This window comes from Pseudoalteromonas sp. NZS11_1, from assembly GCF_015864275.1.
In the GTDB taxonomy this organism is placed as follows: Bacteria; Pseudomonadota; Gammaproteobacteria; order Enterobacterales; family Alteromonadaceae; genus Pseudoalteromonas; species Pseudoalteromonas arctica.
The window spans coordinates 188,616-201,164 of record NZ_JADYXK010000003.1 but is presented as its reverse complement, the minus strand read 5'-3'; the positions used below and the strand labels follow the sequence as shown (position 1 = coordinate 201,164).

The following is a 12,549-nucleotide window of genomic DNA, read 5'->3' as shown; positions in this document are numbered from 1 at the left end:
AAACAAGCAGGTAAAACCCAATAGAGCTGTAGCGAGTTAGCTCTTAGTAATTTTTTATTTGAATAATTGCATTTGCTACGTAGTGCCTCATTTTCAAAGTATCTTAAAGTACTATTAGTCAAAAATTACACAAGCAACTCAAAATATAGTCCTTAGACACAACTACCTTGAAAGATAAATAGTCCGAAAAGCATAAAGTTAACATTTTTGTATACAAATTGTGAATAATTGTAACCAGCTAGAGCTAGTTTAAAAAGACCTTGCTAGTATGGGGAACTCACTTATTTTGATACTTTGATTTACGCTGATGCGGTATGCCTTCTCATTATTAACAGCTCTATGTTTTAGCACTTTGTTTGTTTGCCTTTCGGTGCAAGCAACACAGGCAAGCAAGCATGCTGACGATTATACAGAGCAAGATATAACAACCGATCGTCTGCATTTGAGTTTAAGCGTGGGGGCTGGAGTTATAACCAACCCTTTGCATGGTGGAGATAATATTCCGCTCGTGCTTATTCCTCAAGTTGCGTTTTATGCAGAGCAATGGTTTTTTGATAATGGCCGTCTTGGTTATTCATTTTTGCAAACCCCTAAACATCACTTTAATCTAGTTGGTGAACTCAACTCTGAGTCTCGCTTTTTTATAGACTGGCACCCTAAAAATGTATTTACACTACAAAGTAGTGCCCTCAACAATCAGTTCGTAATGCAAGATGAAGCCTCGTCATCTCGCTATGTTGATATTGATAATTTACATAAACGGCAAATTGCACTTGATGCGGGTATTGCATATCACTATGTAAATGAAGACCATGTTTTTTCGGTTCAGGCTCTGCATGATATAACCGATGTTTATCGAGGTGTACGCGCAGCATTACAGTGGCAGTATCATACTGTGATAGGAAAGCTCAAAATAAAGCCAACACTTGGAATAAACTATAAATCTGCGGAACTAAATAGCTATTTTTATGGACTTAATGAGGGTGAAACTCAATTTGGCAAAATAGACGTTGGTAGTAGTTGGCAACCTTATGCTAAAATCGACGCCCGTTGGCCTCTGAGTAAGGCTGACTCTCTTCGTTTTCATGTAGCATATTACGACTATTCGGCTATGGATGGCAGTCCGCTCTTCGAACGTACTTATTCAATGACTGCATTTATAGGATTCGATCGTACTTTTTAATATGAAGTATTCAATATTAGTTGTCTTTATTACCGCTTTTTTTAGTGGTTTTAGTGTGGCACAACCCCCTTTTTTTAGTGTTTCTCCAAAAGTCTGCGTTGTCTCTGAACAGCAGGGTTTTTGCGATCTTGATTTACAATTTAAATGGCAATTAAACGCCTACAGTGATGTCTGTTTGTATCAGCAAGAGCAACGGCTTCAATGCTGGGAGCAACAACTTTCTGGGCAATTTAATTATAAAGCGCGTGTTCAGGTGGAGACCATATACTCCTTAATCAATCCTCATACGGGTGTGTTAATAGCAAAAACACAGGTTGAAGTACAAAGCGCCCATGCTAAAAAAAATAGGCGTAGGCTTCGCTCTCCGTGGAGCTTTTTTTAATTTAGGAGCAACTAATGCCAAAAATTTTACTTGTTGAAGATGATCTAGGTTTACAACAACTAACAAAAGATTACCTTGAACATAATGGCCTTGAAGTCGAAGTATTAGACCGTGGTGACGAAGTGTTTAATTACTTAGAAAACAATACACCCGATTTAATGATTTTAGACGTTATGCTGCCAGGTAAAGATGGCTTTAGCGTTTGCCGCCAAGTAAGAGATAAATTTACTCTACCAATTTTAATGTTGACTGCTAAAGGTGAAGATTTCGACCAAGTACTTGGCTTAGAGCTTGGCGCTGATGATTATGTAATAAAACCAGCAGAGCCACGTGTATTACTAGCGCGAATTAATGCATTACTGCGTCGTGGACAACCCATGGTAAAATCAAGCGAAGAGCTCCAGTTTGGTGATTTAGTCATTGATAAAACAAGTCGTATTGTAAAACTAAGTGATTCGGAGATTGTATTAACTTCGCACGAGTTTGAGTTACTATGGCTATTAGCGTCAAATGCGGGTGAAGTACTAAGTCGAGAACATGTGCACCAACATATGATTGGTCGCCAATACGATGGACTTGATAGAACGGTGGATGTACGCGTATCACGAATTCGTAAAAAATTAGGCGACAACAGCGATAAGCCATATCGTATAAAAACTGTATGGGGACAAGGCTACTTATTTGTTTCTGATGCATGGGATCTTTAGAACTATTTAAGGTTAGTCGGCTTTAATGGGAAAACTGTTTACCAGCTTATATTTATATATCATCGTTTCTTTGTTTGTAGTGAGCGGTGTTATAGAGCAATTGTGGCCTTACGAAGAGTCGCAACAACAGGTCTTCTTAGATGATGAGTTTGGGCAATCACTCTGGTTGCTCTCACAAACTTCAAATGGTCTTAAAAAGTTAAAGCACAACTTTGAAAGTAAAGTGATTGAACGACGTGATTTAATACTCCCTCAAAAACAACAATCGCAGCTCAACCAAAACCACTACTTATACTTATACGATAAGCAACAACGCATTGTTTGGTATGTAGATCTCGGTAATGATTCATTACTTCAAGTAGGACCGGTAGGTGTATTAACGCAGGAATCATCTTCTGTTTGGCCGTATTTATTACTACTTATTATTGTAGGTATACCTGTTGGGCTGTGGAGCTTTTTACTATGGCGCGACTTTGCAAAGCTACGTAAAGCGTGTGAAGCGGTAGAGGGTTTGCAAGACTTTCAACTAAACGACTCTTCTAAGTCTTTCTTTTTACCTATTACTGATACATTAAAGGTAATGCAGCAACGTATTGAGTTTTTACTTAGTGCGCAGCAAGAACTTACCTCATCGGTGTCGCATGAGTTTAGAACACCACTAGCACGTTTAAAGTTTGCAATAGTAATGCTGCAAGAACAAATGCTTGACGTAAAAGGTGAGAAATACCTAACAAATATGCAAACAGACATTAGCGAGCTTGAGTCACTAGTTTCTGAAATGCTTGAATACGCGCGATTAGACTCTCAACAACCTAGTTTACAGCCAATAAACTGTGACTTAGCTGGGCTGGTAAAAACAACTGTTGAAAAGCTAAACTTTGAAGCCCGAACAACGCTCTCTGTAAACCTCCCTGAGCATTTAAATTATTACTGTGATAGTCACTTTATGGCGCGAGTATTTCAAAATTTAATTGGCAATGCGCTCAAATATACCCATAAAAAAGTCAAAATTTCATTGTTACAAGAAACAAAACACATCGTATTGATTGTTGAAGATGATGGGGAGGGGATAGCTCCCGCTGAGCGAGAAAATGTATTTAAACCTTTTACTCGACTAGATAAAAGTAGAGGCAAGGATACCGGTGGTTTTGGTTTAGGGCTCGCTATAGTTGCTAAAATTGTGTCGTGGCACCAAGGAGAGTGTAAAGCAGAAAGCTCAAGTTTAGGTGGTGCTAAATTTATTGTATATTTACCCCTCAAATTTAAGACATAAAAAAAGCGCCTAAAGGCGCTTTTTTTGCGGTTAAAAACCAAAATCAACAAGTAGCAATATAATAGACCGCAGGTGCTTAAAAAAGTTCTCAACTATTTTTATTTTTTTCAAGTAATGGCATTAACATTTGCTCAAGGCCATTTAGTTTTACCTCATACATCATCGCAAGTTGACTACCTAGTTTTGAGTCAGGAAACCCTTGCTGATTAAACCAGACTAAATAAGGCTCTGGGAGTAACAACAATGGCCGTCCTGCATATTTTCCAAACGGCATTGTAGTATTTATCGCTATTTTTAGTTGTTTTGGATCCATAAAAACTACTTATGTATTTAAAGTATGCGTAAGTGTAAGGGATTTTAGAGATATAAAATAGGCTGTGACGGGCAAGAAACAGCCTATTTTGCGAGGGAGTAGGCCCTCTGATTTAATAATTTTATGTTGATTGATATAAACCTAGTTGAACTTTAATTAGCTGGGATCTAATTAAGTTATTATTAGAACATGGGTTCTTATTTAACCAACACAGTTAGTCTACCTGTTTTTCATTGTTGTGGTGAATTGGCTTGTAAAGGAATGTAAATAGAATTGCTTTTTATTTAAAAACTAATAACAAAGCCTTAATGGATTAAGGCCTTGTTATTTATAGACGTTATAAAAAGTAATTATTCGTTAAATAGCTCTTGTTTAACGTGCTCTGCAAAACCACTACCGGCTTCTAGGTAAAAGTTATAAGTAGAATGAACACCCATTTCTTCTAGTTCTTTTTGTTGATCAGGGTAGTTTGCAATAGCTGTTACTTGGCCTTTATAACCGGAGGCTTGTAGTTGCTCTAAGGCAAAAATATTTTGCATGTGTTTTGGCATCGCAAGCATAACCATTTCTACTTGCGAGTGATTTACTCGTTGCCAAAAGTCAGGGTCGGTTGCATCAGCAATTAAGACGTTGCGGCCTCTGTTTACGTGCTTATCTACCACCTCAGGTTTTATATCTATACCTGCAACAACATTTGGGTGAGTCGCGTTAATAGTCTCATAAGCACCAGTACCAATCCGTCCCATACCAAAAATGACTATTCTAGTATCGTTAAGGTTAACAGGTAGCTCTTCAGCTAAACGAGTTTTGCTTTCGAACTTTAATAACCAGTGCTCAATTTTGACGTACAACTCGTTTGAACGTTTATTTAATGGGGAGGCAATTATAAAGGTAATAGAAACAGCAATTGCCATTACAGCTAGCCATTCAGAGGTGATCATGCCTGTAGTTGCAGCCACTGCACATACAATTAAACCAAACTCACTGTAGTTAGATAAGCTAAAAGCAGTAAGTAATGATGTACGCGCGCGTAGTTTAAATATATTAGTGAACACATAATAAAGCGCTATTTTAACGGGTAATACTAAAATAAGTATAATAGCAACAATCAAGGAGTTAGTGGTTAGCTCTGCGCTCAAACCAATACTTAAGAAGAAGCCAACTAGCAATATGTCCTTTAAATTAAGCAGGGATTTTGATAGCTCGCCTGCCTTTTTGTGAGGGGCAAACATCATTCCTATTACTAATGCACCTAAATCGCCTTTTAGGCCTGCAAATTCAAATGCATGATAACCAGCAACTAGAGCAAAGAAAAAACCAAACAATGGTAATAGTTCACCATGTTTAGATCGGTTCAACACGCCATACATTACAGGTCGTAATAAAGGCAAAGCAATTATTAGTGCAATTGCCCATAAATTTGGGACTTTACCGGTACTAATAGCTAAAAAGATAACAGCAAAGATATCTTGCATTACTAATATACCAATGGCTATTTTGCCGTGTAGGCTTGCCATTTCTCCGCGCTCTTCAAGTACTTTTACTGCAAATACAGTGCTCGAAAAACTCAGTGCAAATCCAACCAATAAAGCACTTTGCCAACTTAAATCAACAAATAGTGGAATAGCGAATACGCCAAGTAACAGCATAAAACCACTAAATAACGCACTGCTAAAAATGATATGCAATGTTGCAGGTGCCCAAACTTGAGGTTTAATTAAACTGTTAACTTTAAGTTTCAAGCCAATACTAAAAAGAAGAAGGGTTACGCCAAGTGCTGCAATTGTATCGAGCAACTCTGTACTTTTATATCCCGATAAATTTAAAGCAAAGCCTGCTAATAAAAATCCAATAAGAGGAGGTAGTTTTAATTGATAAACGGCAAAACCACAAACAAACGCGGCAGCAAAATAGATTAGTTCCATAATTCTTAATATCACTTCATTTGGTGTTGCAGTGTAACGAAAAATTTATGCCATTGAAAATATAATAGACCTAAAAATGAACGCGTCTAATCAATTACTTGCCTTGCTGCGTATGAAAAATGCGCATTAAACACTTATTTAATCGTAAATAGTATGTAAATAACATTTTTTCACTGACATTAGCTTTTAAATATGGTTAAGATGCGATAACGAAGAAGTTTAAGCCAGAGCAAATAATAGAGCAGCTCAGCTTAAGGAGAGAGATATGTTTAAAAAGATTTTAGCGTCGGTAGGTATTGGTGCTGCAAAAGTAGACACTATTTTAGAAACTGAACACCTACAACCAGGTCAACTTTTTAACGCACAAATAGTTATCACAGCAGGTGATGTTAGCCAAGATATCGCAGGCTTAGATTTATTATTAATGACTCGTGTTAAAGTTGCGGGTGATGATGGTGATTATTTTACTAATCATGTAATTGAGCAATGGCGAATTACAGATATTGGTACAATTGAGCCAGGCGAAGTTAAAAACATCCCTTTTGAAGCACGTCTTCATTCTGAAACACCTATTACAGAAATTAATGCAGGTTATAATCAATCACATGTATGGCTAGAAACAGGCCTAGATATAGACTTAGCACTTGACCCAACAGATAAAGATCATTTACACATTTACCCTAATGAAGCGGTTAAAACGTGTATGCAAGCGATGGAAAAGTTAGGTTTTAGTTTAATGAAAGCTGACGTAGAAAAAGGCCACTTACGGGCTTCAACTTTTCAGTCATTATCTGGGTGTTACCAAGAACTTGAGTATAAACCTAATAGCCGCAGCTTATTTGGCATTCAGGAGATTGAATTATCGTTTGTACCAGAGGCACATAAAACACATGTGCTTATAGAGCTAGACAGAGCCTTTAAAGGCGATGGTTATGTAGATTTGACCATAGAGCACGATCATGTGAATTTATCGCAGTTGTGTGATCAGCTAGAGCGCTTATTTACTTAGTATAAGCTAACTAAGCTAGCGAGTGATTTTAATAAACCCAGCCTAAGCTGGGTTTTTTGCTTATAGGATTTAATATGCAGTTTAAATGTGAGCAGTTTGACGCTCTTGATACACAGACTCTTTTTACTATTATGCGTGGGCGGGTTGATGTGTTTGTTGTAGAGCAAAAATGTCCTTACCCTGAACTTGATGATGTAGATATTGATTTAAATACACAGCATTTATATACATTAGACAATGGGCGGCTACACACTTATGCGCGATGCTATGAAAAAAATGAGCAATACAGCGCAATAGGACGCGTGCTGGTAAGTAAAAGCGCGCGTGGCAAAGGCGACGCCACTTTACTTGTAAGTAAAGCTATAGACTGCTGTAAAGAGCGGTGGCCTGAGCGAGATATTTATATAGGTGCACAAACTTACTTGCTTGATTTTTACCGCTCTTTTGGCTTTGAGGATTATAAAAGTGAATATTTAGAAGACGGTATACCTCATCAAGATATGATTTTAAAACTCGCTAAATAAATCCAATTTAAGCAGCTATAAAAAAGCCCACTAATGTGGGCTATTTTAATTTAAGACTATTTTAAGGTTAAGGTATTATTTAGCTCAAGAGTGAGTGTAAAAACACCATACCAATAGCAAGTGGACACACAAACTTGGTATACCAAGGCCATATTTTCCAAAACAATGTGTTATGGACCTCAGGATTACCTTCTTTAATTGCTTTAAGTAATGAGCCTCTGTACCAAATCCAGCCTACAAATATACAACACATCAGGCCAAGCAAAGGTTGAGCTACTTTTGTAGTTAAAGTAATCACTAAGCCAAATAAGCTGCTAAGGTTACACACAATTATAATGCTAACGATAGCAATTAAAGCTCCAATCAACCAGGTTGCCTGAACGCGTTTCATCCCAAAGCGTTCTACAGTGTATGATACTGGCGCCTCTAACATTGAAATAGATGACGTTAAAGCGGCAATACTCATTAACGCAAAAAATGAAAAGCCCACAAATAAGCCAACTTCGCCCATTCCATCAAATAAAGCAGGGAGTACTTGAAACACTAACGTATCTTCAGAGAGTAATTTACCTGTTGAGGCCGAGAATATTTCAACGCCTTGAGCTTGCGCTACATACATAGCCGGAATAATCAGTAAACCCGCTACAAAGGCTATAAATACATCAATAAGGGTTACATAGGCACCTAAAGAAACAAGATTTTCTTTTTTGCTAATGTACGAGCCGTAAATAATCATTACGCTCGTACCTAGCGATAAAGAGAAAAAAGCTTGTCCTAGTGCGCTAACTAATAGTTTTGCGTCAAAAATAGACGAAAAATCAGGAACTAAGTAAGCCTTTAAACCCTCCATTGCGCCATCTTGGGTCATTACATAAGCAATAAGTGCAAATAAAATCCCCAAAAGAGCGGGCATTAAACGTTTTGACCATTTTTCAATACCGTTCTCAACGCCTCTACTGATAATAGCGACAGTTAGTACGATAAAGACGAGAGTGAATATAATGTTTCGGGTAAGTGATTGCTCACTTAGCCATGTCGATGCTGTGTCGGCACCGACAAGAGTAGCTATGGGTTCAGCTGTAGCGCTGAGCATCCAACCAGCAACAATGGCGTAAAAACTTAATATAAAGCCAGCACATAAAATACCGCCAAAACCAACAATAAAGGCAAAGTGTTTTTGCCATGGCTTATTAGATATTTTTTGAAGTGATGAAACCGCATTTGCTTGGCCATGACGACCAATCATCAGTTCAGCCATTAAAGCGGGGTAGGCTAAAAAGAACGCAAGCACTAAATATGCGACTAAAAATGCAGCACCGCCATTACTTGCTGTTTGTGTAGGGAATCCCCAAATATTGCCCAAACCAACGGCAGAACCCGCGGCGGCCATAATAAAACCAAAGCGAGAGCTGAACTCGCCTCTAACTGCGCTCATATTATTGTACTTCTCTATTGTGTGACGGCGGTGACAATCTACTGGAAATGTTAAAAAATAAAAAGTGCTTATTTGCTGATCTAGCACAATTTAATAAGTAAAGTGTGTGTTATAACCATCGATTTTAAATGTTGTTATCGAGTCGTTTAAAATAACGAGTTGATTTTGTTTAATAATTGTTAATTACAGTCTGTAACTATTGCTTTACGAATTATGATGCTGTGCAATAGTGAGAGTAAAACACGCACCACCTAGCTGGGTACTTTTACTTACTTTAACACTGCCATGATGCCAATCGGCTACTTTTTCAACAATAGCTAGACCAAGGCCGTAACTTTTATCAGCTCTGTTACGGTGATCTTCTTCCCTAAAAAATGGGCTAAATACATTACTAAAATTTTCTCGAGCGATACCCGGGCCGTCATCTTCTACTGTTATTATAAGCTGTTGCTCGTGTAACTTTGCGCTTAAGTAAATATGTTGGCTTGCAAAATCACATGCGTTAGTTAATAAATTAGTAATTGCGCGAGCAAGCCAGTGAAGATCTGCATTTATTATTTTATCGGTACTATTGAGTTGTACGTTGAGCATTTGCATTTCAAGTTTTGGTGCAAGTTGCACTAAAATATCTTCAAGGTAGGACTTAATGTTTGTTGATGAATAGGTCAGCTTATTAGCATTTTGCTCTAAAGTAGCAAATGCTAAATAGCTACTAAGCATCGATTCCATATGGTCTAAATCATTTTCCATACGGGTTAAATACTGTTTTACTTTTTGCTCATCATGGCTATCTAATGCCGCATCTAAACCAAATCGCAGGCACGCGATAGGGGTGCGTATATCATGAGATAAACTTGAGGCCATTAGCTTGTTTTCGGCGACAAGTTTCTCTATTTGGCTGGCCATGCGGTTAAAGGTAAGCTCTACGTCTTTTATGTAAGTAAAATGCGATACTTTTATTCGGGCTTGAACATTACCAGAGGCAAACTTTTTAGCGGCTTCATTTAACACGGTTAATCGTTTAGCTAAGGGCGCAATAATAAACCCCATAAATACACATAGGCCTGCGTAAAAGAGCAAGGTTAATATAATGTCATTATGTTGCTCGCTATCAAAAATTTTATCTAAACGCATTGATAAGTGAAAAGGATTTAAAACAGCGCTGCTATAAAGCATATAAAAGCCTTGCTGATCTTCTAAAATCAGCCCACCCGGCGTGTGCATTTGTAATAATAAAGAAGGCGGTAAAGCAAGTGATTCATTAGGTTTGTAATCAATTAAAACATCAAACTCTAGCGCCAGTTGTTTTACATAATCGCTGCGCTCAGATGTGGGTATGTTAGCTAACTGCTTGCTAAAACCCATGATCATTTTACTTTGCTGACTAAATTCATCCTGTGGGGTATGCGCTTGTTGACTAAAAGCATCAATAAGCCAGCCCAATACCACAATAGATAAAAGTGCACTGCCTAAAAGCGATATATAAAACTTTTTCATTTATTTATTCATCACTTTATTACCACGCAGTAGAAACAAGTAAATATCCACGGCCCCAAATAGTTTTAATTTTTTCAGGGTTTTGTGGATCATCATTAAACTTTTTACGAAGTGCAGAAATAAGTACATCAACACTTCTATCAAGCCCATCGTATTCTCTGCCTTTGGTTGCTTTAAATACAGCGTCACGCGAGACCACTTGGCCTGCATTGCTCGCAAGGTAATGAAGCAGTAAATACTCAGCACTTGATATGTTTACGTCTTGCTTGTTGAGTTTTACATTTCTAGATTCGGTATCAATACTAAGCGCACCAACATTAATAACACTCTCGTTAACGTGTGGGGTATTTGGCTCATTATTTTGGCGAAGGGCTGCTTTTATACGCGCTAGCAATGCACGAGGGCGTACAGGTTTCATTATGTAGTCACTTGCACCTACTTCTAGACCAATGACCTCATCCATTTCTTCATCGCGTGCGGTGAGCATTATAATGGGCGAATTATAAAAACTACGAAGTTCTCTACACACGCTTATACCATCTTGCCCTGGAAGCATAATATCAAGGAGCACGATATTTGGATTTAACGTTTTGACTTGGCTAATTACTTCGTCACCTCTGTGACAAACATGCGTTGTGTAGCCTTGCTCTGTTAAGTATTCAGCAACCCATTGAGCAAGTGATACATCGTCTTCAACGAGTAAAATAGTGCCATAGTTATCCATGAAAATATCCTTAATGCGATTGGTATTAAAATAGTCGCCAGCGGCGCTTTTTTTGCCTGTTTTGATATACCCATTGAAGCTTTACTTCGGCAATACTAATTATTTTAGAGGTATTGCTGTCAAATAGTTCAAATGAAATACTTTGCTGTGAATCAAATGCATAATTAAAGGTACCGCTCTGTTGCTTGAGCCAACATTGCATTATGTACTTTGAGGTGGCGTCACGTAGGCAGTAATTACCAATGATAGGTTGCTCCCACGTTAGCGTTACGTCAGCATAGCAATTTCGCCCTTCGCGCAATGCAACGCAGGTGTCGGGAACTGCTATAAGTGCTTCAGGAGGTTCCTGAGCTTTAACAGTAAAAGTACTGGGGAAGATCAGTAATACACAGATCCATCTAAAATACATAACGTAGGCCTACCTTGGCTTTGTGTTGATATCCTTGGGAAATAATTGGACTGTCGTCAATCTCTTTTGAAAACCATGTGGTAAGCCAGCCGGATAAAAACACCCAATCTTGGCTTATTGGGTACTCAGCATGGAACTCAAAAATAATACTAGTACTGGCATTGCTGCTATAAACCGGGCGAAGGCTGGTGGCTTCATCGCTATCAATACCAAAGTAATAATTGGTAAAGTCAGCAGAGTAGGCGCTTAAACCAACACCAGATCTAAACTCCCAGTTTCGCCATGGTAAAATGTGACTAAAAAAGCTGTTTATAACCCAGCCATTGTGCGCGCCAGATACATCATGAAGGTATTCAAAAGAGAATTGAGAATTTTCAAATCGACGAGAAAGTCGAAGGCCGACGTCAAAGTCGTAATTACGTTTTTTTATACCTTGGAGTTCTTTTATAACACCATGGTTATAGAATCCGAGGCCTTTTTCGTCAAATCCAGCTTGAGTATTTGTGCCTAATATATCTAGGCCCCAATCAAATTTATCTATAAGACTGTAGCCTATTACAAGGCCGCCACTGAGTTGATTGTGATCGAAATCAAGGTAAAATTTATCGTAGGAAACAGCAAGACTTAAGTCGAGCTCAACGCCTTTATCGTAAGACTCAATGCCGACAAGGTAAGAATCTTCAATATAAAAGCCCGCACCAGCACTCCAATCCCACGCAAAGCCTTGGGTTGGCTCTAACGTATTATCTGCATAATAGCGGTTACTTGCCATACTCGACGTGCTAAAAATGCAGCAAAAAAGCAGTGTTATGCTCAGTAAAGTATGGTTAAGCAAAGCGTTTCTCATCCCTTAGGGCCTAATTATTATTTGTTATTAAGCGTAGTATATTGTTAATTCGTTCCTTTAATCTGTAAAAAAATGTAGTAAGTGTTAGGTCTGTTGATCTTTCAAGGTTAAATTTGCAGCAGTCTGTTTGGTATTTAGGTAAGGCAGAGCCTATGCAGTGTGGCTATTCCCCATAAATGGGCGATAACGTAGCATTAATGCCAAACAGGCGCTGCCCAAAGGGTTCTTCCTAGGGGCTATTTACTCTTTGTTGCTCGGTTTTGACTTAGCCCACTAGGTTACAAATCTCGCGCCGCGATTAAATAGCCCCTAGTTTGAACA

13 protein-coding genes are annotated in these 12,549 nt (G+C 38.3%); 6 read left to right on the top strand and 7 right to left on the bottom strand.

All coding sequences use genetic code 11. The features are described from left to right. The first annotated feature begins 370 nt into the window (after positions 1–370). Genes I6F44_RS04720 through I6F44_RS04705 form a run of 4 tightly spaced genes read left to right on the top strand, consistent with a single transcriptional unit; the run spans position 371 to position 3,545 of the window. Positions 371–1,183 carry a MipA/OmpV family protein gene (locus I6F44_RS04720; RefSeq protein ID WP_024608151.1) on the top strand — a complete coding sequence of 271 codons (813 nt, stop codon included), beginning with the start codon at positions 371–373 and terminating at the stop codon, positions 1,181–1,183. A 1-nt stretch (position 1,184) separates the two neighbouring features. Next, the gene (locus tag I6F44_RS04715) at positions 1,185–1,565 is read left to right on the top strand and encodes a DUF3019 domain-containing protein (RefSeq protein ID WP_180961420.1); all 381 of its coding nucleotides are present in this window, start codon (positions 1,185–1,187) and stop codon (positions 1,563–1,565) included. A gap of 14 nt (positions 1,566–1,579) precedes the next feature. Then, positions 1,580–2,272, top strand: a complete 693-nt coding sequence (locus I6F44_RS04710) for a response regulator (protein WP_007584133.1) — start codon at positions 1,580–1,582, stop codon at positions 2,270–2,272. Between the two features lie 25 nt (positions 2,273–2,297). Further along, positions 2,298–3,545: an ATP-binding protein gene (locus I6F44_RS04705; protein ID WP_121955328.1), complete on the top strand. Its 1,248-nt coding sequence runs from the start codon at positions 2,298–2,300 to the stop codon at positions 3,543–3,545. 88 nt (positions 3,546–3,633) lie between these two features. Here I6F44_RS04705 and I6F44_RS04700 read toward each other — a convergent pair whose 3' ends face one another. Both I6F44_RS04700 and I6F44_RS04695 read right to left on the bottom strand, forming a co-directional pair. After that, positions 3,634–3,858: a DUF3820 family protein gene (locus I6F44_RS04700; RefSeq protein WP_101216204.1), complete on the bottom strand. Its 225-nt coding sequence runs from the start codon at positions 3,856–3,858 to the stop codon at positions 3,634–3,636. 350 nt (positions 3,859–4,208) lie between these two features. Continuing rightward, positions 4,209–5,783: a cation:proton antiporter family protein gene (locus I6F44_RS04695; RefSeq protein ID WP_197173358.1), complete on the bottom strand. Its 1,575-nt coding sequence runs from the start codon at positions 5,781–5,783 to the stop codon at positions 4,209–4,211. A 265-nt stretch (positions 5,784–6,048) separates the two neighbouring features. Here I6F44_RS04695 and I6F44_RS04690 point away from each other — a divergent pair, with 265 nt between their 5' ends. Together I6F44_RS04690 and I6F44_RS04685 are read left to right on the top strand one after the other, a co-directional pair. Next, complete coding sequence (locus I6F44_RS04690) at positions 6,049–6,792, top strand: sporulation protein (RefSeq protein WP_007586609.1); 744 nt, start codon at positions 6,049–6,051, stop codon at positions 6,790–6,792. A 74-nt stretch (positions 6,793–6,866) separates the two neighbouring features. After that, a complete protein-coding gene (locus I6F44_RS04685; RefSeq protein WP_197110989.1) occupies positions 6,867–7,316 on the top strand; it encodes a GNAT family N-acetyltransferase in 450 nt (149 codons plus the stop codon). Positions 7,317–7,395: 79 nt separating this feature from the next. Here I6F44_RS04685 and I6F44_RS04680 read toward each other — a convergent pair whose 3' ends face one another. The 5 genes from I6F44_RS04680 to I6F44_RS04660 all read right to left on the bottom strand — a co-directional run bounded on the left by I6F44_RS04680 (position 7,396) and on the right by I6F44_RS04660 (position 12,153). Then, entirely contained in the window at positions 7,396–8,751 is a 1,356-nt protein-coding gene (locus tag I6F44_RS04680) for a sodium-dependent transporter (protein ID WP_197100934.1), read from the bottom strand. Between the two features lie 204 nt (positions 8,752–8,955). Beyond that, complete coding sequence (locus tag I6F44_RS04675; RefSeq protein WP_007586613.1) at positions 8,956–10,248, bottom strand: sensor histidine kinase; 1,293 nt, start codon at positions 10,246–10,248, stop codon at positions 8,956–8,958. A gap of 19 nt (positions 10,249–10,267) precedes the next feature. After that, positions 10,268–10,972, bottom strand: a complete 705-nt coding sequence (locus I6F44_RS04670; RefSeq protein WP_101216200.1) for a response regulator transcription factor — start codon at positions 10,970–10,972, stop codon at positions 10,268–10,270. A gap of 25 nt (positions 10,973–10,997) precedes the next feature. Further along, on the bottom strand, positions 10,998–11,381 hold the full coding sequence (locus I6F44_RS04665; RefSeq protein WP_007586617.1) for a DUF3019 domain-containing protein: 384 nt from the start codon (positions 11,379–11,381) through the stop codon (positions 10,998–11,000). After that, positions 11,371–12,153 carry a MipA/OmpV family protein gene (locus I6F44_RS04660; RefSeq protein ID WP_007586620.1) on the bottom strand — a complete coding sequence of 261 codons (783 nt, stop codon included), beginning with the start codon at positions 12,151–12,153 and terminating at the stop codon, positions 11,371–11,373. The genes I6F44_RS04665 and I6F44_RS04660 overlap by 11 nt, the downstream gene beginning before the upstream one ends. Positions 12,154–12,549: the final 396 nt, after the last annotated feature.